This window comes from Streptomyces phaeochromogenes (assembly GCF_001418655.1).
In the GTDB taxonomy this organism is placed as follows: Bacteria; Actinomycetota; Actinomycetes; order Streptomycetales; family Streptomycetaceae; genus Streptomyces; species Streptomyces phaeochromogenes.
Map to the genome: position 1 here is coordinate 1 of NZ_LIQZ01000406.1, position 23,936 is coordinate 23,936.

Consider the following 23,936-nt stretch of genomic DNA (forward strand, 5'->3'; position numbering starts at 1 on the left):
GGCGGCGGGGGCGAGAAAGGTTACGCTGCAGGACATGGCCTCGGAGGTTCCCACACGCGCGTACCGGCGACTCGGCGTCGAGGAGCGGCGGAGCCAATTGCTCGACGCGGCCCTGTCGTTGTTCGCGGCCCGGGCCCCCGAGGACGTCTCCCTGGACGACGTGGCGGAGGCGGCCGGCGTCTCACGCCCTCTGGTGTACCGGTACTTCCCCGGCGGCAAGCAGCAGCTGTACGAGGCCGCGCTCAGGTCCGCCGCGGAAGAGCTGACGCACTGCTTCGCCGAACCCCCGGAGGGCCCGCTCACCCGACGACTCTCCAACGCCCTCGACCGCTACCTCGCCTTCGTGGACGAACACGACGCCGGCTTCAGCGCGCTGCTCCAGGGCGGAAGCGTCGTCGAGACGTCCCGCACCACGGCCATCGTGGACGGCGTGCGACGGGCCGCCGCCGAGCACATCCTGGTTCATCTGGAGGTCGAGGAACCGGCACCCCGGCTGCGTATGACCGTCCGGATGTGGATCACGGCGGTCGAGGCCGCCTCCCTGATCTGGCTGGACGAGGAGAAGGAACCGCCGCTGGACGAGCTGCGGGACTGGCTCGTCGAGCAGTTCGTCGCGTGCCTCGTGGCGACGGCGGGGCGCGACGCCCAGACGGCCGGTGCCGTACGGGCCGCGCTGGCGATGGAGCCCGCGGACGGCCCGATGGGCACGTTCGCCCGGGCGGTGCTGCCCGTGGTGAGCGACGCGGGCCACCTGCTGTGACACTGGCTGCGTGAAGAGCGAAGACACCCCCTTCGAAGGCGGCCCCCTGGACGGCCGGGTGCTGCCGGTCCTGCTCGGTGCGACCGGACACCCGCCGAAGGTGTACCGGGTCCCGGTCCCGGACAACGCCGGTGGCCCGCCGACCGTGCTCGTCTACCGGCGCGTACAGGCGGGGACCAGCAGGCGGCTCGCGCTGCACCAGGGGTGGAAGTACCAGTACGACCCCGACGACACGAGCGGCGGCAGGCTCAGGTGGCCGTGGTCCAAGCCGGAGCCGAAGCCCGACATCGCGGCGCGCATCAAGCCAGACGCCACGCCGGACGGCAAGTCGGACGACACCGACGAGTGACCTCGTTGGGCCGGATCGCCCACGCTCGCCGCGCGGGGTTCGCGTGCGCGTCTGACGCTCGTGGTGCGGAGGAGCGGAAGGGCCGCGCCCCGCACCGGAGGTGATGACGTGTCAGGAAGGCTTCTGCGGCTGGTCTGTACGGCGGCGATCGCGGCCGGCGCCGTCCTCGCACCCGGCCCCGCGGCGGCGGTGCCCGAGCCCGGCGAGAGTCCGGTGGCCGAGCCCGGCGAGAGCTCGGCACCGGGTTCCGTACCGGAGGGCGAGCCGTCCGTCGCCGAGTTGCTGACCGACCTCCAGCGGCTGTACCGGGAGGCCGAGGAGGCGACCGAGACGTACAACGCGACCGAGGAGAAGCTGAAGCGGCAGCGGGCCGAGGTCGCCAGGCTCAACGGGCGCCTCTCCGCGGCCCGGCTCTCGCTCCAGGGCAGCCGCGGCGCGGCGGGACGGCTCGCCCGGCAGCAGTACCAGGGCACGAGCGAAATCTCCTCGTACGTACGGCTGTTGCTCGCCCGCGATCCTCAACACGCGCTCGACCAGGGCCAGGTGATCCGGCAGGTCTCGCTGGAGCGCGCCGGAACGGTCGACCGGCTGGCGGTGGACGAGCGGAGGTCCGACGGGCTGGCGCGGGAGGCCCGCCGCGCGCTCGACGAGCAACTCACCCTCGCCGAACGGCAGAAGAAGGACCGCGACCTCGTCGGCAAGCGGCTGAAGGACGTCGAGGAGCTGCTCGTCTCACTGAGCGCCGAACAGCTCGCCCGGGTGGCCGAGTTGGAGAAGTCGGGAGTGGCCGAGGCGCAGGACGAGTTGGTGACCTCGGGCGCGCTGAGCAGTGCGCGGCCTCCCTCCCGTGAGGGGGACCGGGCGCTGCGCCACGCCGTGGACCAGATCGGCAAGCCGTACGAGTGGGGTGCCGAGGGGCCGGACACGTACGACTGCTCCGGTCTCACCTCGGAGGCCTGGGGCAGCGCGGGCCGCGCCATCCCCCGTACCAGCCAGGAGCAGTGGGCCCAGTTGCCGCACGTCGAACTGAGCGAGCTGCGCCCGGGAGACCTGGTCGTCTACTTCCCCGAGGCCACTCATGTCGCCATGTACTTGGGTGATGGCATGGTCGTCCAGGCCCCGAGGCCGGGGGCGACGGTCAAGGTGTCCCCCATCGCCGCCAACCCGATCCTGGGCGCGGTCCGCCCGGACACCGACGAGGAGTCACTGCCGAGCTATACCCCGCCGGAGCTCCCCGAGGGCGCGACGGACGGTTCGGACGAGGGTTACAGCACCCCCGCCGACCCAGGGGCACGGGGGACCGAGGGGCCGGCCACGACCGACCCGCTTCCGAGGTAGGAGCTCAGGAGAGCGGCCAGTTGCGCAGCGCGGCGTCGGCCATCTCCTGGAGTTCGTCGCGGCCCACACCGCTCGCGGCCTGCACGGCGATGCCGTATCCCAGGGCGGTGAGGTAGCGGGCCAGTAGCCGCGGATCGGTCTCCGGAGGCAGGTCGCCGTCGTCGACGGCCCGCTGGAACCGCTCACGGATGAGGGAGTAGCCGTTGTCGCGCCAGGCGACGAGCAGGTCGCGGACCTCCTTGCCGGCGTCGCTGACGGTCAGGGCGCTCTGGACACCCAGGCAGCCGTTGGGCTGGGCCGGGCGGGTGGTGGTCCGAACGGTGCCGGCCAGGATCGCCGTGGCGACGCCGAGGGCGGTCGGCTCCTCCAGGGCCCGGGGCAGATAGGCGCTCGGGCCTTCGGTGTAGCGCTCCAGGGCCTTGCGGAACAGCGCCTCCTTGTTGCCGAAGGCGGCGTACATGCTGGTGGTGGAGATGCCCATCGCATTCGTCAGACGGGCCAGGCTGGCCCCCTCGTAGCCGTGCTCCCAGAAGACCAGCATGGCTCGTTCGAGTGCCTCGTCGGCATCGAACCCTCGCGGCCGGCCGATGAGGCCGCCCTGTCCGGGACCGCTCTGTTTCGTCTCCACCCCCGCAGTCTACCTCTTCCGCATCGATCGCTACGGAAGTGCTATCGTCGACTTCTGCGGCGATCGATACAGAAGTCGGGGGAGGTCGCGCGCCGCCGCCACACAGAGAGGCCATCCGATGTCCGACAGTGATCTGCGCGCGTTCTACATGCGCTATGTCGAGCAGCTCAACGCCCACAAGTTCGACGGCATGGACGAGTTCATCGACGACCGGACCACGCTGAACGGCGAGCCCGCCACCCGGGACGACCTTCTCGCGGTACAGAAGCGGGACGTGGACGCGGTTCCCGACCTCCACTGGGAGCTCAAGGAACTGCTCTTCGACGGCGACCGGCTGGCCGCGCGCCTGATCAACACGGGTACGCCGGTGAAGGAGTGGCTCGGCGTGGCCCCCACCGGCGCCTCGTTCGAGATCGTCGAGTACGCCATCTACCAGGTCCGCGACGGGCGGTTCGTGCATATGACCGCCCTGCACGACGCCGCCGAAATGCGCCGCCAGCTGACCGGCTGACCGGCCCGATCAGCACCAGCACCAGCACGCGAGGAACAGTCCGGACGTCGGCGACAGCCCACTCCGGCCACTTGATTCTGGAGGAAAGGCATGACCGTCACACTGATCACCGGGGCCAACAAGGGCATCGGCTTCGAGACAGCCAGACAGCTTCTGGAGTTGGGCCACGTCGTCTACATAGGCGCGCGTGACGTCGAGCGTGGGGAAAAGGCCGCGGCCACGCTCGGCGCGCGATTCGTGCAGCTCGACGTGACCGACGACGCGTCGGTGAGCAGCGCGCTGGCGACGATCGATTCGGCCGAGGGCAGGCTCGACGTCCTCGTGAACAACGCCGGCATCCTCGGGAGCGAAGTCACCAACGGCCCCGAGGCGGTGCGGGTGTTCGACACCAACACGGTGGGAGTCGTGCGCGTCACGGAGGCGGCACTTCCCCTGCTGCGCAAGTCCTCGAACCCCACCGTGGTCAACGTTTCGAGCAGCCTCGGGTCGTTCTGGGCGGTGAACAACCCCGACCGGCCGGAGTTCAACGTGCCGTTGGCGCTCTACTCCGCGTCCAAGTCGGCCGCGACCATGCTCACGGTCCAGTACGCCAAGTCCCAGCCGGGCATCAAGTTCAACGCCCTTGAGCCCGGCACCACCGCCACGGACATGACCGCGGCCCTCGGAATCGGAAGGCCGGTGGAAGAGAGCGCCAGAACCGTGGTGCGCCTGGCAACCCTCGACGCGGACGGTCCCACGGGAACTCTCCAGGACGAGAACGGGGAGTTGCGCTGGTAGCCGCCGTACACAGGGACGAGCGCGTCGAGGGGCGGTTCGACCGTCCCGTCAGGCTCCGGCGACCGAGGCCAGGTACGCGCCCGTCTTCTCCGGCTCAGAGAAGCCAACTCACGGCCCTACAGGCGTCCTAGCTGCGGATTCACCCCAACTGACGGTCCTGTAGGGGGCCGTGGGCCGTCTGTGGGCCGTCAGACCGGGCGTTGCGCCTTGTCGTAGACGGTTGCGATCGCCGTGCGCGTACGTTCCTGGCTGCTCGGCATGAGATGAGCGTAGATGCGAAGCGTCAGCGCCGCATTGCTGTGCCCCAGGTACTCGCTGACGGCCTTGATGTTCTCCCCTCCGTCCAGCAACGCCGACGCGTAGAAGTGCCTCAGGGCGTGCATACCGTGCTCGCGTGCTGCGGCGTACCCCTCTCCCTCTGTCTCCGGCTCGGGAATGACTCCGGCCGCGACAAGCGCGGGCTTCCACGCTTCCTCATTCAGGGAGGTGCGCCACACATGATTGCCGCGCGGTGCCAGGAAGATGAGCCGCTGGGTCACCTTCGGTCCGTCGGCCGTCCTCCAGGGCAGAGTGATCTCAACGGGCGGGAACTGCTTCATGTGGGCCCTGAGCGCATCGGCTACGGGCCCGGGAAGCGGTACGTGCCGCGTCTTGCCACCCTTGGGCAGGGCGAACACGGGCTTGCTCCGGCTGAGCTTGAGTTGCTGCACCACGTGCAGGGTGTCGGAGTCGAAGTCGAGCGCGTCCGCGGCTACTCCGAGGATCTCACCTTGTCGCATTCCGCAACCGGCCCCCAGATCGACCATCGCCCGGTATCGCTCCGGCATCGCAGCCTGTACGGCGAACACGCGCTCAGCCGACCACGGCACCACGCGCTTGGGGTCAAGCGCCGGCGGTTTGACGGAACCTGCGGAGCACGGGTTGCGGCTCAGGTGACCGTCGTCGACAGCGGCACTCAGAGCGGCACGCACGTTCGCATAGATGGCCCTGCCGTACGAGCCTGGCAGACCGTTCTGTTCGAGCATCGCCACCCACTCACGGATGTGCCCCGGCTGAAACGATCCGAGAGGGCGAGAGCCGATGTACGGGAAAGCGTGGAGCCTGAGTTGGGAGTTCATGGATTCGAGAGTGTTCGGGTCTGACCCGAGTGTCTTGAGCCACTTCTCGGTGAACTGCTGGAACGTGGTTTTTGCTGCGCGCGGGTCGACGTACTGACCGCGCGACATATCGGCCTCGATGTGGACAAGCCACTGTTCGGCTTGACGCTTCTGACGGTCGGGAAAGCTCTTGGACTTCTCGGTGCCGTCGGGGCCGACGTACCGGGCCCGGTAGCGCATGCCCGCTCCGTGGCGGTCGGTCTTGACCTTGACGGTCTTGCCGTCGGGGGTGGTTTCGGTCTTGTACCAGCGGTCTTGGATGTGGCCTGCCATGTGGCGGCGGTCCTCTCGACACGTAGCAGGGAGAGCCGCTGAATGGCGGCTCTCCCTGCTGTCTGTGGTGGGTGTTGGGTCAGGCGGCGTCTTGGTCGGTGCTCTTGCGTTCGGCTACGTGGGCGAGCACGTCGGCGGGGTCGTAGCGGATGTACTTGCCGATGCGGAATCCGGGCGGACCAATGCGCTTCTTGCGCCACTGGTAGACGGTCTCTTTGGGTACCTCGAAGATCTCGGCGATGTCGTCGGCGGTGAGGTACCGGTCCGGCAACCCGGCGCGGAGCGTGGCGCGCGGGTCCGGCTGTTCACCTGCGGTGCTCATGGCGGTCCTCCGTGCGCGGGCGGGTCCGTGTGTGTCCGAGGTGGGGATTTCTGCGTCACCCGCGTCATCTGCGTCATACACGCTTCTGACCTGCGGGTTTGAGGTGACGCAGAAGGCTGGGCGTGCGTCACCGGTGACGCAGACTGTCCGTCATCGGTGACGCAGGTGACGCACGATGACGCAGACAAAGGCCGTCTGCGTCACCCGTGTCTGCGCAGGTCACCGGCCGTTTTCCGGGGTCGGGTGACGCAGGTGACGCAGCCTCCCCCTACTTAGGAAAAAAGAGGGGCTGTCTGTGGTGCTTTGGTGCATCTCAGAGAGTGAAGAAGGGGCCGCTTCGCGGCACGTCCTTGGGGCGCCGCGCGGCGGCGAACAGCAAGAGGAGCACGCCGCGCCCGGGGTGCTCCTCTTGCTTGTTCGCGGTGGCGCGGTCAGAACGCCCGTTCCTGCTCGTGTGAGGGCGGGGCGAGTCGGGTGATTTCGATGTAGCGGCCCTCTTTGGTGCGGCCGGAGTCGATGATCACGCCCCGGGCGGCGAGGGTGGGCTGAAGACGCTTGAGACGGTCGGAGAGGACTTTGCCCGTGGTCGGCCACCCCTTGGGCAGGGCCCGCAGTTCCTCGCCCGCGTAGAGGCGGCTGAGGCAGTGCAGCCACTGCGTGGACGTCATCCGCTCTTCCGCGCCCGCCTCCATGCCCGCCGCGTACTCAATGACGGTCTGCGCCAACAGGTCGCCCTCGATCACGTCGTCGTTGAGGTCATCGAGACTGGCCCGGTAGGCGTTGAGCGCTCCCAGACCGGTGGCCGCGTCAAGTTGCGCACACAGGTGGGCAAAGTCCGCCATCCGCAGATCCGTGGGCGTCACCGTATCCACGGCCCGCACCTTGACCGTGAGGTCCAGCAGCGAGCCGAGCACCACGGGCAGCACTTCCGCGTAGTCCGTCCACAGCTCATCCTCGGTGCGCCGTACCCGGGGCCGCTCCAACCGCAGCGGCAGGAGCCGTTCGGCGAGGTCGGGCCGGATGACGCCCACGTCGATACCGGTCAGGAGTAGCGGCCGGCGGTAGCTGACGCGGAACACGTCCCCGTCGGTGAACAGGGCCCGCTTCACATCCTCGGCGCCGGTGACGATGCGGCACATGGCGTCGGACAGGTCCGGCGTCATGTGGGACAGGTTGTCCAGCGCGGTCACCCATCCCGCCGCCACGGCCGCGATCAGGTTCTCTTCGTCCTTGGGTGCCCGGCGTAGGTCGCCGGTCATGCCTTCGACGATCCGCACGAGCATCCGCCCGCCGGTGGACTTGCCCGCGCCCTGCGGGCCGGTGAGGAACGGGGCAGGGACGGGCACGGACGGTCCGAGGCAGCCGATCAGCCACGCGATGGCCAGGCACTCGGTCTCGGCGGTGGCGAAGTTGCACAGCCTCAGCAGCAGGTCGATGCCCTTGCCGTCGGTGTCCTTGGCGGGCAGGGGGAGTTCGCCGGTGAGCTGGGTGCGTCGCCAGCACACTTCCTGCGGGTCGGGGGTGAGGATGTCCCAGCCGGTGGGGTGGATGCGGACGGACTGTCCGTCGTCGCGGCCCAGGTCCAGCCACGTGGCCCCGTCGAATCCGGGGGCTACGCGGATGTGGACGGGCTGTACGTCCTCGGTCAGGGCGAGTGCTTCGATCAGGTCCAACGCCTCCTTGAGCGCGGTCCCGTTGAACACGCCGATCCCGTCGCGGAAGAGGCCGACCATGAGTTCCTGGCGGTGGCTGCCCGTGGTGCCCTGGGAGCGGATGGGGCGGGCGACGGGGTGGGCGTTCTTCTGTGCGTAGACGGTTCCGTCGGCGGTGCGGAAGTACCGGAAGTGTGCTTGTGCGTAGTCGGTGATGACCTTGCGAGCCGGGTCCTTCTCGTCCTCAGACATGGCTACAGCCCCAATGCGGTGCGGGCGTTGGTCCACGCGTCGGTGCAGTGCCGGACGGTTTCGCCCTTGGTCTGCGCGGCGGTGAACAGCCGGGCGGTGTGGGTGTCGGTGAGGCAGCCGCACCGGCCGTGCGTGGACAGCACCGCCAGGAACGTCCGGTAGACGGTCGCGTGCACCGTGCTGGAAGCGTCGGTGATGCGCTGTTCCGCCATGGCGATGCCACGTTCAAGATAGGTGGGCGTGCGGTGCGGGCATGCTCCGCTTTGCCCCCTTATGGGCACTGCGGGGGCCTGTGGCACCCTGTGGGGGGTCGACGGCTCCTTTACTGCCAGTGCGCGGACAACGGCCGGGAGAGCGGCCGTGGTGCCCGTGCCGGGTCCGAGCCAACGGGCGTACGCCATAAGGGACTTGATGTCGACGCCGGGCCTTACCGCGTTCACGGACTGCATGACGCCGTGGTAGATCCAGTGCTCTCCCCGCGTCGTCGCCACCGTGCGCGTTGCGGGCAGGGTGGCGCGGGCCCATGCGATGGCCGCCGCGTTGTCCAGGTCGACCACGGTCACCCCTGCCCCGCCGGGGTGGTAGGCGACCGCAGCGGCCGTACGCCACGCGGTCGCCCACTGCGGGGAGTTGAGGGTCTGCGGGTCGGTGGTGGCGGCGGCCCACGCGTGGCACGGGTGCGGGCAGGCGCAGGGACCGGGGGTCCTCATGTTCGGCCGGCCGCCGCACGCGTTCCGGGCGCAGGTACGGCAGTTGCCGAAGGGTCCTTTCCCCGCCCGGAGAGGCAGCGGCGGGACGCCGGCCGTCGCGAGGCTCAGCGCGGTCCGCAGGTGATCGGGCAGCGCGGTCATGCGGCCACCCCCAGCGCCGTACGGGCGAGGAACGCGCGGCCGATGAACTCGCCGTAGGCGGGCGGGATGGCCTCGGTCAGTTCCTCGCGGACGTCGGTCCACGTGATGCCCATGGCCGCTTGCAGCTCCGGGACGGTCGGCTTGCCGCCGCCGCTGCCGTACGCGGCGACGTACGGGCCGTCGAAGTACTCGCCGTGCCGCCACCCGCGTACGCGGCCTCGGTGCGGGACGTGCGCCGGCCGGGCGACGGTCCAGCCGCCCAACTCGAAGTTGCGGTGGCGGATGACCCCGAGACCGAACATCTCGCCGCACAGGGTGAGGTCTTTGCGGATCTCCGCGCGGCCGTTGGGCTGCTCGATGATGTACGGCAGACCGGTCCTGTCGAGCAGGTCCCGGGTCGGTGCCACGAGGTCCTCGTGGGTGCCGCCCCATCCCTGGGACTGGTTCGTGCCCACGGTCAACGTGCACTTGTCCTGGCAGGGCGGGGAGGCGTGGACGAACGAGTACCGGCGGATCTCACCCGTGACGATGAGGCGGTCGAGGTAGGCGAGGGCGTCGCCCCGGTGGTACGGAAACGGGTAGTTGGGTCGGTCGGCGATGTCGACGCCGTCCACGGCGAAACCGGCCCGGTGGTAGCCGGTACCGGCACCGCCGGCGCACGAGAACACGTCCAGCACACGCGGCCGTAGGGCGCGTACTCGCTGGATGTCGGTGGGTTGGCTCATGCTGGATGTCTCCAGTTCCTTGGATGGGTCTGGTTGGCCAGGGCGGCCCCGGTCTTTGGCGAGAGGGGGCCGCCCTTGGCATAGCTGAATCCTCGGGCTGCACAGTGCGGAATTCCGTGAGACATTGGCCTTATCGCCCGGATTGACGGTCCGGCCTCCCGTAAGCAGCCCAAGAGAGTGAGAGGCGATAAAAGTGGCCACTGTTAATTGCTTCAATTACACATTCGTCTCCACGGTCCAGCCAGCAAACCAGAAGATCTTTGGATGGGGCCCCCCGGTCCGGGACAGAGTTCTCGCGGCCACTGCGGTGGTTTTGACTGGAGGGGGCCACAATCCCGGGTTTGTTTTTGAGTACGCCCGGACGATTCTGGACGAAAGCAGCGGCAACTACAATTACTACCTCTACGCGCTCAACGATGGCACCAAACCGATCACGTCATTTTCCGCCACTCTCGCAGTCATTAACGCGTGAGCGAAAGGAGCGAGAAATGCGTCTCTTCGTCGTGTACGACGGCCAAGGGGAAATTACCACCGTGGCTACACAACCCGATGGCGCGCCGGAACTAACGATGAAGCTGGAGGACGGGGAGCGCTCGGGATTCGTCGACGCGCCGGAAGTGTCATTCGATGCCAGCGGTGAAGAGCTAGTGGAGCAGTTGCGCGAGGTGCAACGACGCAATCGAATTGCGGACGACTCCGGAGAGATCCGCCTTGCTGTTCGCGGCGAAGCCGGGTAACTAGCCGTTGAAGTGGTTGCGCTTGATCACGGCCTTGCGGATGTGGAAGATGTTGCCGCCGCTGTGGCCGCTCGCGCCGAAGATCTGCACGGCGACCCATCCGCCGAAGATGACGGCGGCCAGGGTGATCAGTTGGGTGATGAGCGCGGTCAGGGCTGCGATGAACGACGTGAGCAACAGCAACCCGCCGCACACGGCGAGGAACCCGACGCCCCCGAGGGCGACGTTCACCGCCGTACGGGACACGGGCGGTTTGGCCGTGAGGGGCTCGGGCTGCACGGGGCTGATCGCGTAGCCGGTGACGACCCGCCCGTCGGGCAGGACGACGCTCGCCACCGCCGGGACGCTGCCCGGCTGCACGGGCACGAGCGGCGCGGCCTGCGGGTGGGTGATGGGGGTGGGCTGGTGGACGGTCACGGCCCGTTCGGCGGGCAGGTAATCGGAGTGTTCGGGGTACATGCGGAATCCCTTCCGGCAGTGGGTCAGGGAGGCTCAGGCACCCCCTTGGGGGTGCACTGTGGAGGGGTTTCAGGGGGCTGACCTGCGGCGCCTCCCTGCCTCCCTGAACGATCATTTGTGCAGGTCAGGGCGAGGGAGGCGGGGCAGGGAGGGGGTCAGGGAGTTCTCCCTGCCTCCCTGCCCCGCCACCGGTCGGCTCCCTGTCACTCAGCAGCGGAAGCGGAACCCGTGTCGTCACGGTTGGCGAGCGCACGAGTGAGCCGGTCACGGCCGACGACCATGACCCCGTCGGACTTGTACGGCTCGGACCCGGTGCCGTCCAGGACGCGCTTGAGGTCGATGAACGACCAGCCGCCGTAGGCGTCGGCGTTGAGCGTGCCGAGCCGGGACAGCACGTCCTTCGTGCGGACCCGCTCCGCCGTGCCGACCACGGACGCGATGTCCGCGAGCGGGTCACGGTCGGAGTCGCGGTCGACGGCATGCAGGGTGGTGACGCCGTCGCGCAGGGCCTTGGCCCGCTCGATGATGGCCTTGGCCGCGTCGTCGTCGATGTAGTGCGTGCGCACCGTGATGGCCGCCTGCCCGGCGGGAATGTCGATGCCGGAAGACGCCACGACCAAAGTTCCCTGGTCAAGGCCGGGGCGCAGCATGTTGGGCGCGGCGCCCCCGTCGACGGCCTTGTCGCCCAGCGCCATGCGTGCCTGCGACTCGGTACCGAGGGCGAGGGAGGCGCGGGTGTGTGCGCCCTCGCGGACCAGCTTGGGGAGATTCTGGTCGGTGGGGTCCTGGGTGCCCTGCCACATCAGGACGTTGACCGCACGCCCCTGGTTGTGGATCTTGCGGACCGCCATGAAGTAGCGGGAGTTGGCCTTGGAGCCGCCGTAGGGCCGCTTGTCCTCGTCCTTGGCCGGGCACATGAACGCCATCTGCGCTTCGTCGACCAGCACGATCAGCGCGGGGAAGACGGTGCCGGGCGGGGCCTGGATCCGGCGGTTCATCTCTTCCACCGCGCCCTCGACCATCTCGGTCACCTGGATCACGTGCTCATCCGTGGGTCCCTGGATCAGCACTCGTGCGCGGCCGTCGAACATGGCCCAGTCGCCCACGCCCTTGAGGTCGCCCATCAGGAACTCGACCGAGCGGTCCAGCGCGAGCCACAGGGCGAGCGAGCGCAGGGCGACGGTCTTGCCCTGGTTCGACAGACCGGTGATCAGGAGGTGGCGCTGGTAGAGACTGAGCGCGGCGGCATCCCCGCGCAGGTCCTGCCCCCAGGGGGCGCGGCCCTTGGCGTAGTCGGCGGTCATCGTCTCGTCGGTGACCAGCGGAGACGGGCCGATCGGCTCATCGAGCGCGCCGGAGTCGGCCACCCACAGTCGCACCGTGCGGGCGGCGGTCGGGATGGTGATGAACACCTCGTGCTCGTGCCTTGTGAGGTTCTCGGCGAGTTTGCGGCGCCGCTGCTGAACCTCGTTCGTCGACACCCCCGAGGGCAGCGTCACGTCGACTTCCACGCCGCATCCGGCGATCCGGATCGGCCCGAGCATCGAGGCGCCGGCGTCGCCCATGTCCTTGATGGCGTTGCGCAGGGCGGGTACCCCGAGGTCACGCAGGGCCTTGACGACGATCGAGGGAGTGATCGGCTCGCCCTCGCCCGATCGGACGTGGTCAGGCATCGACCATGCCGGAGCCGCCTGCTGCTTGCTGCCGACCGCCCACAGCGCGAGCAGCGCGAGGAACGGGCCGATCGTGAGCGCCGGACCCCACACCACCTGAACGATCCGGATCAGAGCGGCAATGAAGCTGATCGTGGCCGCGAGCGGCGTGATGACATCGGCGATGTCACCGTTGTTGATCGCCATCACGACCCCGAGCGCGACCAGCGCACCGATCCCCATCCCGGTCCCGACCGCGACGCCCTTGGCGGCCTCTACCGGCGAGTGGAGGAGGTCCATGCGGCGGTGGTGGCGGGCGGCGCGGAAGCGCTGCAACCGCTCCTCCCACTCCTCCGCAACTTCCAGGTTCCCGGCGGCCTCAGCCGCCCGGATCATCCGCTCGTAGCGGGCCCCGGTCTTGCCGTCCCACGTACGACGGGCCACGATCCGCCCGCCGTTGAACGTGTAGAGGCTGTGCCGGGCGATGGCCCGTGCGGCGGTCTTGGTGGTCTCGTGGGTGGCCGCGTTCTTCACCGCGCGGCCGGAGCGCACCCACAACGGCACGATCGGCGCCGCCGGGGCGTCCGGCACCACGGTCAGCACCGTGGGCGCCACCTCGTCGGCGGGCGGGTCGGTGTGCTTGTGGAGGTGAACGACGTTCTCAGACATGCTGGAACTGCTCCTGACTGCCCCCGCGGGGGCGGACGTTCATGGGAGAGCCGGGGTGGCCGTGTCCGTGGAAAGAGGCGGCCACCCCGGTCAGATCAGGTGTGCGGGTGCCGCGCGGTTCAGGCGGCGGGACGTGCGCGTGCAGGGGGCGCTCACCACCAGCTCGACTGCCTCTTGGGCACGACGTACGGGTGGCCGTTGCGCAGGTGGTCGACGCACTGCGGGCAGTCCTGCCGGGGGCGCAGGTGGCGGTGTGCGCGCTTGTCGTGGGCGTGCTGCCAGCACTGCGGGCACTCACCCGCAGGCGTGTCCTCGCCGGGCACGGTCACCACCACCCGGACTTCTTCTTGGCGGCCTTGGCGCGGGCGGCCTCGGTGACCAGGCGCTGACGCTCGCCGTGCAGCGCGGTCAGCTCCGCGTTCAGCCGCATCTCCGCAGCCGTGCCGGCCGTCTCCAACCGCTGATCCGCACGGCCCGTGCTCCGGCCCCGGGCAACCTGGTACGAGCCTCCGACCAGGGCCCCGGCGATGGCACGGCGCTCACGGCCGTTCAGCGGCCACCACTCACCCCGCCGGACCGCTTCCAGCTTCTTGCTCGTCTTCTCGATCTCACGTTCCAAGCGGCGCATCTCGGAGTTACCCATCAGGAGTTCCCTTCTGGTTCGGGCTGGTCGGGGTAGGCGCACGGCACGCACGTGCCGAGCGAGAGCGGGATCACGTATCCGGCATCGCGCCGGCAGGACGGGCACGTACGGCGTGCGGCGTTCGCCTTGGCCAGGGCCGCCCACCGGGCCGGGGTCATCGGGCGTACGGGCTTGGCGCAGTCGAGGCGGTAGAGATAGGCGACCAGCGGCCCCCGCCGGTAGCGAGGGCGCAGCACCTGCGCGGCCACCGGTTGCCCGCCGGGGCGCAGACCGCGCGCCCGGAGTTGCCGGAAGGTGGCATAGCCGTCGGGGGCGTAGTGCCACGGGAAGGTGGGGATGCCGTGGCGGGCGCCGTTCGGGTCGAAGCACTTGCCGAACGCCCCGCCGCTCACTGGGTGGTGGTGGCGCGTTCGGCAAGCAGCGTGTCGCGCAGCATCCGGGCGTTGGCCGGCGAGGTGTGGACCTCCCGGCGGATGCCCTCAGCCGTCACCTTCGCGTCCGGCCAACCGGCGGACACCTTCCGTGCCTCATCGAGCAGTTGGGCCGGAGTGCGCTTCGGGCGGGTCGATCGGGCGGCTGCGGGGAGTCGACCGGTGGCCCGACGGGGGCGGGTCGACTCTGCCGGTACCGGGCGCGGTGGGATCGGGGTGACCGGAGCCGAGGCAACGACCCGGACGGGCTTGAGCGGCAGGGCCGACTTCACGAACCCGATCTCGACCGGATCGGGCATCCGTACTGGTGTCACGGTGATCGGTGCGAGGGTCGATTCTCCGAGGTCAGCCGTAGACCGAATCCTCATGGTCTTGGTGGATTCCTCCGCATTCGCGACCGGGGCCGGAATCGGGGTGGCGCGGTGGTGCAGGACCTTGGCGACCAGGTCGGAACCGAAGTAGATCGAGCCGACCGGAAGCGACGTAGCGAGCAGCACAAGCGCCCAGTTCGCCGGGTCCCAGTCGGCGAGGCGCGTCCAGTCGACCGTCCCGCCGTCCGCGTGCAGTCCGGGCACGAGGCCGTGAACGTAGTTGAGGACCAGAGAGGCGAGGGTGTAGGTGCCCAGCACCCGCAGCGCGAACTTCCGCGCATCGTCGGTGAGCACGAGCGTGGCGATCAGGGCGAGCGCCATCAGGCCGTCGACCACGAACGGGTACAGCGTCGCGGCCGTCTCATCCGCCCCGACCGCACCCGCGATGTCCCGCAGCGCGTTCCAGGACACCCGGAACGCCATGCCGACCACGACGACCAGGGCCAGCACGAGGGCGGCCCTGCCTTTGCGGTTGAGGTTCATGCCGCACCCCCAAGGGCGAGCAGCGCGGCGAGGATGAGAAGCGCCCCGCCGGCACACGTGAGGTCGACCGCGCGGCGCAGGCCGGTGAACTTGGCCAGCGCGATACGGGACAGATTCGCGACGTCCGCGCTCAGATCCTCCGACAGCGTCGCGGTGATCTGCTCGGCGGTGAGCGTGGCCCACAGCGGGAAGCCGTGCCCGCCCCGCAGGTTCGGGCGCACCGACCGCAGCAGCAGACCCGCCGCCGCAACCAGCAGCCCCATCCCGAGACCACCCGCGACGTACGCGGGAGCGGCGAGGGGGACGTCCTTGGCGACCGTCCACGATCCGGCGAGCACCGCACCGACGAACGCCAGCAACAGACCGGTCTTGGTGTCGGTCCGCGAGATTTCCGCCTTCACCTCCGCATGAGCGGCGGCGAGAGTCTGGGGAGTGCTCATGCGCCCACCCCCGCCGTGTGCGTCGCGGCGGTGTTCGCCAGCGTGCGGCGGGCGGCCAGCACCTTGCGGTGGGCCCGGCGGATACGCCGCGCGTCCAGCTCCGTCGGGACGCGGTCCAGCGTGATGATCTGCGCGTCCAGCAGCTCGATGCTCGCCTCAATGACGGGCATCTCGCACTCGATCGCGTCCAGCTCCGCAGCCGTCGGCTCGCGGTCGAAAACGTCGGCGGTAACAACCGTCTGAACAGTGACGATGTGCACCATGGGTCGTAGTTCCCTTCACAGGTGGAACGGCCCGAACAGCGGCCCCGGGTTGCCCCCCGGGGCCGCGCGCCGTTGAAGTCGGAAGTCCGGCTCCCCTCAGCGCTGCTCGTACGAGACGAGCAGCGGAGGCAACCGGCCGCAGCCACTGAGCCGCGGAAAGGTCAGTCGCGCTGTATCGCACACGGGACAAAACCCGTGCGCGCCCGCCCTCTTGCTTTCAGAGGTGGGACGGATTCACCTCAAGCACGCTGTTGAGTTCTCAAAGAACGACCAGCTCAGGCCCCATGTGGAAGCGAGCTATTCCGAACTGACACGGCTAAGAAGCAGCCCAAAGCAGACTCTTCCAGTTCACTGTCCTAGGACTGTGACCGCCTGAAACGAAGATGGCATGCAGTCCCAGGACTGTCAACAGTCCTGGGACTGTGATTCACTGGGACGCATCGGAGGGAGATCGGCTGTGGCAGCCAAATGGCGCGAGCTAGCGGATCGGCTCGCGGAACAGATCAGAAGCGGCGAATACGCGCCGGGGGCCCAGTTGCCCCAGATCAGAGACCTTGTCGAGGCTGGGGAAGGCTCCAAGTCCACGGTCCATCAGGCGTACAGAGCGCTTGAGACCGAGGGACTGGTGACGTCGTCACGGGGGCACGGCACGGTCGTACGCCCGCGCACTCCACTCAAGCGGCTCGGTATCGCCCGGTACGACAAGGCGAAGTGGCGTGACGGCGATGAGGTCGCGTTCATCGCGGACCGGGTGGCGTCAGGGCGTGAGTACAAGCGCAACGAGCAGACACAGACCGTGAGCCGTGTGGAAGCGAGTGCTGTCGTTGCCGAGGGGCTCGGTGTCCCGGTCGGCTCCGAGGTGTACGCGCGCGCCCGCTTGGTGAAGGAGGGCACTCAGCCCACCCACACACTGACCAGCTACTACCGACCCGAACACGTCGAGGGGACGCGCATCGTCGACCCCACGCCCGGACCCGCCGGCCGTGGCGGCGGATACAGGGTGCTGTACGACGCGGGGTACGAGATCGACCACATGAGAGAGGCCCTGTTCGCTCGCGTCCCCACGTCGGACGAAGTGAAGCTCTTGCAGTTGCCGTCGGGAGAGCCCGTCGTGGAGCTGCACCGCACGACCTACACCGCTGACGGCACGGTCGTTGAGTACGCCATCGGCCTCCACGCGGCATCGCGCTTCGCGTGGGAGTACGACTTCAAGGTTCCGGACTCGGCACAGGACGGGAAGGGGCAGAAATGATCTCGGCACAGGCGTGGGCGGATGCCCGACTTCTGTGGGACTACCACCGCATGCACCACGACCCACGGCCCTGTTCAGTGGCGGTCGGCCTGGGCAGCCACGACCTCGGTGTAGCTGACGTGACGGCGGAGCTGTATCACCAGGGCATGGCGCCGGTCGTTGTGTTCACCGGGGCCACCAGCCCCACTACCCGAACGCGCATGCCGCGGGGAGAAGCGGTCCACTACCGCGAGCGAGCATTGCAGCTCGGGGTACCCGATTCCGCCGTGTTGCTGGAATCGCGCGCTACGAGCACCGCGGAGAACATCGAGTTCACGAAAGCAGTGCTGGCCGAGGCCCGAATCCAGACCTCGTCCGTCCTGCTCGTGAGTAAACCGTACGAAGAGCGGCGGTCGTACGCCATGATGCGGAAGCTCTGGGCCGAGGTCGAGGTGGTGTGCGCATCCTCGCCGATGGGCTTGGAGGAGTACGCCGACTCCATCGGGGACGCTCGTATGGTGATCGACATGACCGTGGGCGCCCTGCAACGCGTGCTCTTGCTCCCCGGCTGGGGTCTGGCCATCGAGCAAGATGTCCCGGACGTCGTCGAGGCTGCCTACGAGCGACTGTGCGCCGAGGGCTTCACGAGCCGACTCGTGCCAGAAGCAGCGGAACGGGCCTGAGCTACCGCGCCTCGGAAAGGCCCCGTCGGAGGACGGGGCCTTTCGTGCGTTGTGAACTCCTCATGCGATGATGCCCGCGCTTTGGCCCTATTCGATCGGCATGAGCAGATGCTGACCCTGCGTCGGAAGGATATTGCAGGGAATTCCTGTGAGAACCTCCCCGAGTTCGCGAGGGTCTTCGCTGGTGGCATAGATAACTTGACAACCGGCTGCAGCGCCAACGCTTAGGCGTCGCACGAATGCTGCCAAGCTTCCGCGGTCGGTTTCATGCTGCCGAGGCTCATCAAAAACCAAGAGGTCGGCATGGTGTCCGTTCTTGGCCTCCTTGGAAGCTTCGAATAGCGATACATAATAGGCCCATTTTGTTCGAATCATATCGCTGGCACTGATGGCCATGGTTAGATCGAATGCTAGCTCCATGCCATCATTCACAGGAACTAGCGACTCAGGATCGATTGACAGCTCTGTTGGTGGAATGCTGCGCAAGCCGTAATCCGTGACTTGCTGCCGAAAGCTGCGCTGCCAGTTTTTGAGCGTCTCTTGGTCATCAGGATTCATTGACCCTGTTCCAAGATCGCGTAGGCGGTCTCGAACGTCTTGCCATTTTTCGGAGAGGTCATCAAAGACTTCGCCCAGTTGATCTAGGAAGTCTAGGAGACGCTGACTGTGCTCTGCTGTGTTACTCAGGCGGATCTGTTCGTGCAGTTGCGCCTTGCTTGGGATGCTCGATGGACCAGAGAGTTCGTCTCGGAGAACCCTAACTTGCCCTCGTGCATCATCCAGTAGCGCTTGGAGTGCACGCTTTTCACTTTCCAGCATTTCAACGCGTTGCGAAGCTGCCCTCTGTACAGAAAGAACCGTCTCTTTCTCTGCTTCCACCTCTGCTAGGGAGGTCTCCAAGTTCGCGGCGACACCAGTAGCAACTTCGCGGCCATCCAATTCCTGGCCGCAAGTAGGGCATGAATCACGGGAAACTACGCCGATTCCGAGTTCACTGCCCAACGTGCGAAGCTTCCGCATATCTGCCAAGCGTTGGCGTTCCGCTTCCAGGGTCGCCAGTCGTGCCGCCAGGATGTCCACATCATTGCGAGTGAGGCCTAAGCGCTCGTTGATTAGCCGAAGGCTAGCGCCACGTGCGCGAACCTGATCTTCAGCTGATTCGAGTTCGTCACGAGATTGCGTTGTCCTCGCACCTGCCGTAATCACGTTGCTTGCTTCAAGTTCGTTGAGTCTCTCACGCCAGGACCTGAGGACAGTTTCTAGAGGGAGCCATTGTTCATCCGCTAGCGTTTCGATCACCATGGGTTGGCGACGAGCCGGTGTGACTGGATTCTCTGGGAGAAACGAAATCCGGCCGCGTACTGTTGCGGCAGACTCGACTGCTCGCTCGTACGCATTGGTCCACGACGTTTTGATCTGTTCTTCTTCGGCCTTCAGTGCGGCTTGCGCTCGTAGCCGCTGCAATGTGGAAAGCCCCAGTGTGAACTCAACTGATCGTCGGAGCACATCGCGAATTCGCAGGTAAGTCGGCATCCTGGGGGCGACGCCCGACCATCCAGATTTCTGTTCGACATAGAATAGGGGAAAGATTGCTTCAAGATAGAGTGGCACTTCTGCGGAATTAAATCCAGGGACCTTGGGTAGATCCCATTTCATAAAGTTGGCCAGCTCATGGTGGAATCCGAGTTCTCTTGCAGCTGCGCCTGGTTGCCTGACGAACATATCAACCTGGCGCGCTCGGGCCAGGTCCTCGTATGAACGGGCTTGCCATGTCTGCACAAGCGAAGTGTCAACCTGGTCGCCGAGAATGAATCTCTTTGACCGGAGGTGCCGATCTTCCTCGTTCCTGACAGTGACCGTAACCCACGACTCTCTGACTCGTGCCCGCCTTCCATCGGGGAAGTCCGCAACGGATAGTAGAGCTGGACCAAACGGCGCCTTGCGGGAAGCAGAAAACATCCCCTCAAGTCCTAGGCCATAGACGATGGCTTGCAGCAGAGTGGACTTCCCGAAGCTGTTTGGGGCGGCGAGTACGTTCAGCCCTTCTTGGAAGTTGGCAAAATATCTGAGGGTGCCCAGCTCAGTTCGCGAGCAGATTTCCAGATCTGCGATTTTCAGCGTCACGTTGCGTTCCCTGAATCTGGGCGAGGAGGGGTTGATGTCTTGGTCAATCCAAGATTGTCCCACATGCGGGCGGCGGTAATTGGGCGGATTTGAGTTAGGAAAACTTTCTCGTCACGCATCAAACTATCGTCTGCGGTTACGAGGCGAAGATATTCCTTACCCTTGACCGTCAGGGTGTGCCGACTATTCGGCTTCTCTTCGAAGAGTGTCTCTGCTCTGCCAATGTTCAACGTGTCGTCTAGCTCGGGACTGAACCGCCTTAGTGGAGCGCTTAGGCGGCTGCGAGTATGCCAAGCTTGCAAGAAATCGCTGCGATTTTTCACGTCAGATACTGCCCAAAGCAGAGCGTGTAGCTGTTCGATAGTTGCCGATTTCCCATGGCAGGAGCCCAGGATTAACACAATTAGAGTCACGCGCCAGGCAGCTTTTCGCTGCACTGGAACTGGCATGGCTGTAGGAGTGAGTTCGACAGGAGTGCGCGGGACTCGCTGAGGAATCCCTTTCAGTCCCACTAAGTCGCTCGGGAAATCTGAGAATTCTTCGGGTGGATAGAATCCATTGAAACTGCCGAGGATTGTCATGCGGCCACCCTTCGAAAGCGAAGCGGGCACTTTATGAGCCACTCGGCAACGGCGTACCAGGCCAGTTGTTCGCATAGCACGCTTGAGATGCCCGGGGCGTCCTTCTGAAGTCCTTCTGCGATTCTGCGAACTAGTGAGGCCATGACCTCGGGACCGGGTTCTCGCATACCAGATACTGTCATCGTTAGCGTACCGAGGACATTGCTTAGCCTGCGGTTCACCGCCTGATAAATTGCCGAGTACTCGCGCTCCAGGTGAGACATTTGCGCCTGGCCTCTAAAGAAAGCGTTGAGCATTTCGTTTCGATACTCATTCAGCCATTCTGGATCACCCGCCAGGCTAGGATCTACGATCAACTTTTCATCGATGCGTGCGCTAAGAGCCGTTGTGGCGGGCGTTGTAAATTCATCGTCGCCTACCGGAGGGACGTCGATGTTGAGCTTGGCGTCAACTTCTCCGTAGAGGCGAGAGCGCTCAGCGGCAAATTCTTCGTCTGTGTAAATTAGGATTTCGAATGTGTCTGCGCACCATCTTGGCCGAGGATCCATGGTGAGGATCTTGCGGCTTTTCTTGCGCGCATATTCCACCAATGAGCGGCTGTCGAACTCAGGTGTCAAGAGAATCCAGGTGTGAAGGCGGATATCTCCCAAGAGTCGACATGTGCCATCGACGTCGTCGCAGAGTCGTTTGATGTCCTTATAGATCTTCTTCTTTTGCCCCTGCGTAAGAGACTCAATAGAATAGGCTTCTGCCGGCGCGTAGCACTGGTAGCCAACCCCTTCGAGACGAAAGGCTTCAAGCCCTCCGTCTCCACCATCTCTGGCAGGAATGAACTGGATCCGAGAGTCATAGCGCATCGCTAGTAGTCGACGGCAGTGCGACTCCCACTCTCCACCGTCCCATTGCTCTCTGATCACACCAGAACTCTAACGATCGATGAGCACGATAGGAACTGATCCTGCGGAATTGTCCCTTCACGATCATGAGAGGGGTGGGCGGTTCGCACTTGTGTGCGACGTTCGTCGTTGTTTCTCTTTCACGCCCCACCAACGAGAAGCCCCCCAGCCAATCAAGGCTGGGGGGCTTTGCCATAAGGACTCACATCATCGGCGGCAGTCACTCACAGCGGGGCCGTCTGTGGGCCGTCCGAGGCCAGCCGACAACGGCCAACAACGACCAATGACGACTGCCGGACCGCTGGTCAGAACCCCGTCAGGCTCCGGCGACCGAGGCCAGGTAGGCGCCGGTCTTCTCCGGCTCATAGAAGAAGTTCTCGAAGTCCGACGGGTCGTTGAAGCCGTTCGCGAAGCGGTTGGCGACCGGGGGGAGTTGGCCCGCCGCGCCGATCAGGTTCAGGATGTGCTCCGGCGGGGGGCCGAGCATCGCGTTCGTCCACTTGGTGACGTGCTGGGCCGTGTCCCAGTACCGCTCGAAGGTGTCCCGCATCCACGTCTCGTCGAACTCCTTCTCGCCGTGCGAGAGGATCGAGTCGAGGTACGAAGCGGCGCACTTCGAGGCCGAGTTGGAGCCCTGGCCGGTGATCGGGTCGTTGGCGACGACCACGTCTCCGACGCCGAGGACCAGGCCGCCGCCGGGCAGCCGGCCGACGGGGTTGCGGACCGTGGGCGCGTAGCGGCCGGACAACGTGCCGCCGGCGTCGGTGAGTTCGACCTTGGTGGCCCGCGCGTACTCCCACGGCGTGAACCGCTCCATGAGTTCCAGGGTCAGGGAGAGGTGTTCCGCCGGGTCCTTGACGCCCTGGAAGGCGTCCAGCGGGCCGCCGGGTATGCCCTCCCAGAAGAGGATGTCCGCCCGGCCGGAGGTGGTGAGGGTGGGCATGACGAAGAGTTCGCCCACGCCCGGGACGAGGTTGCAGCGGACCGCGTCGTAGTCCGGGTGCTCCGGGCGCGGGCCCAGGCCGTGGACGTACGCGACGGCCAGCGCGCGCTGCGGCTCCGTGTACGGGGAGCGGGAGGCGTCGCGGCCGAACATCGACACCAGCTCGCCCTTACCGGCCGAGACGAGGACCAGGTCGTACGTACGCGAGAAGTAGTCGAGGTCGCCGACCGCCGCGCCGTGGATGACCAGTTGGCCGCCGCGCTGGGCGAACGTCTCCATCCAGCCGGCCATCTTGACGCGCTGGTCGACGGACTGCGCGTACCCGTCGAGCTTGCCGACCCAGTCGATCACGCGCTGGGTCGGGCCGGGGTCGTGCGAGCCGGGGGCGGCGACCGAGACGCCGAGTCCTTCGATCTTCGGGGCCTGGGACTCCCAGAAGTTCACCTGGAGATCGCGCTCGTGCTGCAACGCCGTGTGGAACATGCACTGCGTCGACATGACGCGACCGGTACGGATCTCGTCCGCCGTCCGGTTGGACATCAGGGTGACCTCGTACCCGTTCGACTGGAGTCCGAGGGCGAGCTGGAGTCCGGACTGGCCGGCTCCGACGACGAGTATCTTCCGCATGCCTGTCCTTCTCTGCGTACGTCTTGTTCCGGTGTCTTGATCCGGTTGTTCCGGCGTCTTATTCCGGGCTGACTTCGAGTGCGTGGCCGACGAGGGCCAGCAGGGTCTCGATCGCCGAGAACCTGCTGCGCGCGTCCATGATCATGACAGGTATGTGCGGAGGGATCGTGAGTGCCTCGCGTACGTCCTCCGGCTCGTACTTCTCGCTGCCGTCGAAGTGGTTGACGGCGACGACGTACGGCAGGCCGCAGCTCTCGAAGTAGTCGAGCGCCGGGAAGCAGTCCCTCAGGCGGCGCGTGTCGGCGAGGACCACCGCGCCGATCGCCCCGCGCACCAGGTCGTCCCACATGAACCAGAACCGCTGCTGCCCCGGCGTGCCGAACAGGTACAGGACCAGGTCGTCGTCGAGCGTGATGCGGCCGAAGTCCATGGCCACGGTGGTGGTCAGCTTCTCCGGGGTCGAGCTGAGGTCGTCGGTGTCCTCGCTCGCCTCGGTCATCAGCGCCTCCGTCTGGAGAGGCGTGATCTCCGAGACGGCGGTGACGAGGGTGGTCTTGCCGACGCCGAAGCCGCCGGCCACCACTATCTTCGTGGCGATCGGGGCGCGCGTACGGTCCTTCTGCCAGGCCTTCAACTCATCGTCGGACTCTATGAGTTGGGGAGGCCCGGGGTATCGCGAGGCATCTGCGACGCGTGAGGCGTCAGAGACGACGGAGTCCACTCAGCACCCTTTCCAGCAGAGCGCGGTCCGGCTGTCCCGGGCCGTGACCTGTTCCGTACACACGGATCTTTCCCTGGTCCGCCAGGTCGCTGAGGAGCACCCGGACCACACCGAGCGGCATCTTCAGCAGGGCGGCGACCTCGGCCACCGTGCGCATCCGGCGGCAGAGTTCGACGATGGCCCGCATCTCGGGCATCACCCGGGTGGAGAGTGAACCATTCTCCAGTTCCGGGCGCTCCGGCGATCCTTCGAGGGCCGCCACGAACGTCTCGACGAGCAGGACGTGCCCGAAGCGCGTACGGCCGCCGGTCAGCGAGTACGGGCGTACGCGGGCGGGTTTGCGGTCGCCGCCGCGGACCGGGAGTCGGGGCGTGCCGCTCACGTCGT

Annotated in this window: 27 protein-coding genes; 8 read left to right on the forward strand and 19 right to left on the reverse strand. The window is 66.7% G+C overall.

Annotated elements, in window-relative coordinates; genetic code table 11:
- The first annotated feature begins 34 nt into the window (after positions 1 to 34).
- The 3 genes from AOK17_RS40650 (at position 35) to AOK17_RS40660 (ending at position 2,447) form a co-directional block, all read left to right on the forward strand.
- Positions 35 to 760, forward strand: coding sequence for a TetR/AcrR family transcriptional regulator (locus AOK17_RS40650; RefSeq protein ID WP_055617665.1), 726 nt, complete (start codon positions 35 to 37; stop codon positions 758 to 760).
- A 10-nt stretch (positions 761 to 770) separates the two neighbouring features.
- Positions 771 to 1,109, forward strand: a complete 339-nt coding sequence (locus AOK17_RS40655; RefSeq protein WP_055617666.1) for a hypothetical protein — start codon at positions 771 to 773, stop codon at positions 1,107 to 1,109.
- A gap of 108 nt (positions 1,110 to 1,217) precedes the next feature.
- Entirely contained in the window at positions 1,218 to 2,447 is a 1,230-nt protein-coding gene (locus AOK17_RS40660; protein WP_055617667.1) for a C40 family peptidase, read from the forward strand.
- Between the two features lie 4 nt (positions 2,448 to 2,451).
- Here AOK17_RS40660 and AOK17_RS40665 read toward each other — a convergent pair whose 3' ends face one another.
- On the reverse strand, positions 2,452 to 3,075 hold the full coding sequence (locus tag AOK17_RS40665) for a TetR/AcrR family transcriptional regulator (RefSeq protein ID WP_055617668.1): 624 nt from the start codon (positions 3,073 to 3,075) through the stop codon (positions 2,452 to 2,454).
- 118 nt (positions 3,076 to 3,193) lie between these two features.
- Here AOK17_RS40665 and AOK17_RS40670 point away from each other — a divergent pair, with 118 nt between their 5' ends.
- Both AOK17_RS40670 and AOK17_RS40675 read left to right on the forward strand, forming a co-directional pair.
- Complete coding sequence (locus AOK17_RS40670) at positions 3,194 to 3,586, forward strand: ester cyclase (RefSeq protein ID WP_055617669.1); 393 nt, start codon at positions 3,194 to 3,196, stop codon at positions 3,584 to 3,586.
- Between the two features lie 90 nt (positions 3,587 to 3,676).
- A complete protein-coding gene (locus AOK17_RS40675; protein WP_055617670.1) occupies positions 3,677 to 4,363 on the forward strand; it encodes an SDR family NAD(P)-dependent oxidoreductase in 687 nt (228 codons plus the stop codon).
- A gap of 188 nt (positions 4,364 to 4,551) precedes the next feature.
- On the opposite strand, the gene AOK17_RS40680 is transcribed toward AOK17_RS40675, so the two are convergent.
- The 5 genes from AOK17_RS40680 to AOK17_RS40700 all read right to left on the reverse strand — a co-directional run bounded on the left by AOK17_RS40680 (position 4,552) and on the right by AOK17_RS40700 (position 9,595).
- On the reverse strand, positions 4,552 to 5,793 hold the full coding sequence (locus tag AOK17_RS40680) for a tyrosine-type recombinase/integrase (protein ID WP_055617671.1): 1,242 nt from the start codon (positions 5,791 to 5,793) through the stop codon (positions 4,552 to 4,554).
- A gap of 79 nt (positions 5,794 to 5,872) precedes the next feature.
- Positions 5,873 to 6,115 (reverse strand): helix-turn-helix domain-containing protein, encoded by a 243-nt coding sequence (locus AOK17_RS40685; RefSeq protein WP_055617672.1) that lies wholly within the window; start codon positions 6,113 to 6,115, stop codon positions 5,873 to 5,875.
- 431 nt (positions 6,116 to 6,546) lie between these two features.
- The gene (locus AOK17_RS40690) at positions 6,547 to 8,019 is read right to left on the reverse strand and encodes a hypothetical protein (RefSeq protein ID WP_055617673.1); all 1,473 of its coding nucleotides are present in this window, start codon (positions 8,017 to 8,019) and stop codon (positions 6,547 to 6,549) included.
- A 2-nt stretch (positions 8,020 to 8,021) separates the two neighbouring features.
- Positions 8,022 to 8,870: a bifunctional DNA primase/polymerase gene (locus AOK17_RS40695; RefSeq protein WP_055617674.1), complete on the reverse strand. Its 849-nt coding sequence runs from the start codon at positions 8,868 to 8,870 to the stop codon at positions 8,022 to 8,024.
- A complete protein-coding gene (locus AOK17_RS40700) occupies positions 8,867 to 9,595 on the reverse strand; it encodes a DNA cytosine methyltransferase (RefSeq protein ID WP_055617675.1) in 729 nt (242 codons plus the stop codon). The genes AOK17_RS40695 and AOK17_RS40700 overlap by 4 nt, the downstream gene beginning before the upstream one ends.
- A 488-nt stretch (positions 9,596 to 10,083) precedes the next feature.
- Between AOK17_RS40700 and AOK17_RS40705 the strand changes: the two genes are divergently transcribed.
- A complete protein-coding gene (locus tag AOK17_RS40705) occupies positions 10,084 to 10,332 on the forward strand; it encodes a hypothetical protein (RefSeq protein ID WP_055617676.1) in 249 nt (82 codons plus the stop codon).
- On the opposite strand, the gene AOK17_RS40710 is transcribed toward AOK17_RS40705, so the two are convergent.
- From AOK17_RS40710 to AOK17_RS40745, 8 genes are all read right to left on the reverse strand, one after another.
- Positions 10,333 to 10,791: a hypothetical protein gene (locus AOK17_RS40710; RefSeq protein ID WP_055617677.1), complete on the reverse strand. Its 459-nt coding sequence runs from the start codon at positions 10,789 to 10,791 to the stop codon at positions 10,333 to 10,335.
- Positions 10,792 to 10,994: 203 nt separating this feature from the next.
- Positions 10,995 to 13,112, reverse strand: coding sequence for a P-loop NTPase family protein (locus tag AOK17_RS40715; RefSeq protein ID WP_055617678.1), 2,118 nt, complete (start codon positions 13,110 to 13,112; stop codon positions 10,995 to 10,997).
- A gap of 152 nt (positions 13,113 to 13,264) precedes the next feature.
- Positions 13,265 to 13,444 carry a pRL2-8 gene (locus AOK17_RS40720; protein ID WP_425424679.1) on the reverse strand — a complete coding sequence of 60 codons (180 nt, stop codon included), beginning with the start codon at positions 13,442 to 13,444 and terminating at the stop codon, positions 13,265 to 13,267.
- Positions 13,438 to 13,755, reverse strand: coding sequence for a hypothetical protein (locus AOK17_RS40725; protein ID WP_055617679.1), 318 nt, complete (start codon positions 13,753 to 13,755; stop codon positions 13,438 to 13,440). The genes AOK17_RS40720 and AOK17_RS40725 overlap by 7 nt, the downstream gene beginning before the upstream one ends.
- Positions 13,755 to 14,147 (reverse strand): RRQRL motif-containing zinc-binding protein, encoded by a 393-nt coding sequence (locus tag AOK17_RS40730; protein ID WP_055617680.1) that lies wholly within the window; start codon positions 14,145 to 14,147, stop codon positions 13,755 to 13,757. The genes AOK17_RS40725 and AOK17_RS40730 overlap by 1 nt, the downstream gene beginning before the upstream one ends.
- Positions 14,144 to 15,040: a DUF2637 domain-containing protein gene (locus AOK17_RS40735; protein ID WP_055617681.1), complete on the reverse strand. Its 897-nt coding sequence runs from the start codon at positions 15,038 to 15,040 to the stop codon at positions 14,144 to 14,146. Before AOK17_RS40735 ends, AOK17_RS40730 begins: the two co-directional genes overlap by 4 nt.
- Positions 15,037 to 15,480 carry a Pycsar system effector family protein gene (locus tag AOK17_RS40740; protein WP_055617682.1) on the reverse strand — a complete coding sequence of 148 codons (444 nt, stop codon included), beginning with the start codon at positions 15,478 to 15,480 and terminating at the stop codon, positions 15,037 to 15,039. The genes AOK17_RS40735 and AOK17_RS40740 overlap by 4 nt, the downstream gene beginning before the upstream one ends.
- On the reverse strand, positions 15,477 to 15,743 hold the full coding sequence (locus AOK17_RS40745) for a DUF6284 family protein (protein ID WP_055617683.1): 267 nt from the start codon (positions 15,741 to 15,743) through the stop codon (positions 15,477 to 15,479). Before AOK17_RS40745 ends, AOK17_RS40740 begins: the two co-directional genes overlap by 4 nt.
- A gap of 457 nt (positions 15,744 to 16,200) precedes the next feature.
- Here AOK17_RS40745 and AOK17_RS40750 point away from each other — a divergent pair, with 457 nt between their 5' ends.
- Entirely contained in the window at positions 16,201 to 16,995 is a 795-nt protein-coding gene (locus AOK17_RS40750) for a GntR family transcriptional regulator (RefSeq protein ID WP_055617684.1), read from the forward strand.
- On the forward strand, positions 16,992 to 17,657 hold the full coding sequence (locus AOK17_RS40755; RefSeq protein ID WP_055617685.1) for a YdcF family protein: 666 nt from the start codon (positions 16,992 to 16,994) through the stop codon (positions 17,655 to 17,657). Before AOK17_RS40750 ends, AOK17_RS40755 begins: the two co-directional genes overlap by 4 nt.
- An 87-nt stretch (positions 17,658 to 17,744) precedes the next feature.
- Here AOK17_RS40755 and AOK17_RS51040 read toward each other — a convergent pair whose 3' ends face one another.
- From AOK17_RS51040 to AOK17_RS40770, 5 genes are all read right to left on the reverse strand, one after another.
- A complete protein-coding gene (locus tag AOK17_RS51040) occupies positions 17,745 to 19,781 on the reverse strand; it encodes a hypothetical protein (RefSeq protein ID WP_157881497.1) in 2,037 nt (678 codons plus the stop codon).
- Between the two features lie 577 nt (positions 19,782 to 20,358).
- Positions 20,359 to 21,219, reverse strand: a complete 861-nt coding sequence (locus AOK17_RS51045; RefSeq protein WP_157881498.1) for a hypothetical protein — start codon at positions 21,217 to 21,219, stop codon at positions 20,359 to 20,361.
- A gap of 355 nt (positions 21,220 to 21,574) precedes the next feature.
- Positions 21,575 to 22,828 (reverse strand): styrene monooxygenase/indole monooxygenase family protein, encoded by a 1,254-nt coding sequence (locus AOK17_RS40760; protein WP_055617686.1) that lies wholly within the window; start codon positions 22,826 to 22,828, stop codon positions 21,575 to 21,577.
- A 58-nt stretch (positions 22,829 to 22,886) separates the two neighbouring features.
- Positions 22,887 to 23,549 carry a GTP-binding protein gene (locus AOK17_RS40765; RefSeq protein ID WP_055617687.1) on the reverse strand — a complete coding sequence of 221 codons (663 nt, stop codon included), beginning with the start codon at positions 23,547 to 23,549 and terminating at the stop codon, positions 22,887 to 22,889.
- Complete coding sequence (locus AOK17_RS40770; RefSeq protein WP_055617701.1) at positions 23,530 to 23,931, reverse strand: DUF742 domain-containing protein; 402 nt, start codon at positions 23,929 to 23,931, stop codon at positions 23,530 to 23,532. The genes AOK17_RS40765 and AOK17_RS40770 overlap by 20 nt, the downstream gene beginning before the upstream one ends.
- Positions 23,932 to 23,936: the final 5 nt, after the last annotated feature.

Coding starts and splice junctions, on each gene's coding strand:
- AOK17_RS40760 (WP_055617686.1), bottom strand. CDS start 22,828: ATGCGGAAGATACTCGTCGTCGGAGCCGGCCAGTCCGGACTCCAGCTC.
- AOK17_RS40755 (WP_055617685.1), top strand. CDS start 16,992: ATGATCTCGGCACAGGCGTGGGCGGATGCCCGACTTCTGTGGGACTAC.
- AOK17_RS40700 (WP_055617675.1), bottom strand. CDS start 9,595: ATGAGCCAACCCACCGACATCCAGCGAGTACGCGCCCTACGGCCGCGT.
- AOK17_RS40675 (WP_055617670.1), top strand. CDS start 3,677: ATGACCGTCACACTGATCACCGGGGCCAACAAGGGCATCGGCTTCGAG.
- AOK17_RS40695 (WP_055617674.1), bottom strand. CDS start 8,870: ATGACCGCGCTGCCCGATCACCTGCGGACCGCGCTGAGCCTCGCGACG.
- AOK17_RS40650 (WP_055617665.1), top strand. CDS start 35: ATGGCCTCGGAGGTTCCCACACGCGCGTACCGGCGACTCGGCGTCGAG.
- AOK17_RS40705 (WP_055617676.1), top strand. CDS start 10,084: ATGCGTCTCTTCGTCGTGTACGACGGCCAAGGGGAAATTACCACCGTG.
- AOK17_RS40715 (WP_055617678.1), bottom strand. CDS start 13,112: ATGTCTGAGAACGTCGTTCACCTCCACAAGCACACCGACCCGCCCGCC.
- AOK17_RS40670 (WP_055617669.1), top strand. CDS start 3,194: ATGTCCGACAGTGATCTGCGCGCGTTCTACATGCGCTATGTCGAGCAG.
- AOK17_RS40690 (WP_055617673.1), bottom strand. CDS start 8,019: ATGTCTGAGGACGAGAAGGACCCGGCTCGCAAGGTCATCACCGACTAC.
- AOK17_RS40685 (WP_055617672.1), bottom strand. CDS start 6,115: ATGAGCACCGCAGGTGAACAGCCGGACCCGCGCGCCACGCTCCGCGCC.
- AOK17_RS40680 (WP_055617671.1), bottom strand. CDS start 5,793: ATGGCAGGCCACATCCAAGACCGCTGGTACAAGACCGAAACCACCCCC.
- AOK17_RS40740 (WP_055617682.1), bottom strand. CDS start 15,480: ATGAGCACTCCCCAGACTCTCGCCGCCGCTCATGCGGAGGTGAAGGCG.
- AOK17_RS40710 (WP_055617677.1), bottom strand. CDS start 10,791: ATGTACCCCGAACACTCCGATTACCTGCCCGCCGAACGGGCCGTGACC.
- AOK17_RS40735 (WP_055617681.1), bottom strand. CDS start 15,040: ATGAACCTCAACCGCAAAGGCAGGGCCGCCCTCGTGCTGGCCCTGGTC.
- AOK17_RS51045 (WP_157881498.1), bottom strand. CDS start 21,219: ATGCGCTATGACTCTCGGATCCAGTTCATTCCTGCCAGAGATGGTGGA.
- AOK17_RS40725 (WP_055617679.1), bottom strand. CDS start 13,755: ATGGGTAACTCCGAGATGCGCCGCTTGGAACGTGAGATCGAGAAGACG.
- AOK17_RS40745 (WP_055617683.1), bottom strand. CDS start 15,743: ATGGTGCACATCGTCACTGTTCAGACGGTTGTTACCGCCGACGTTTTC.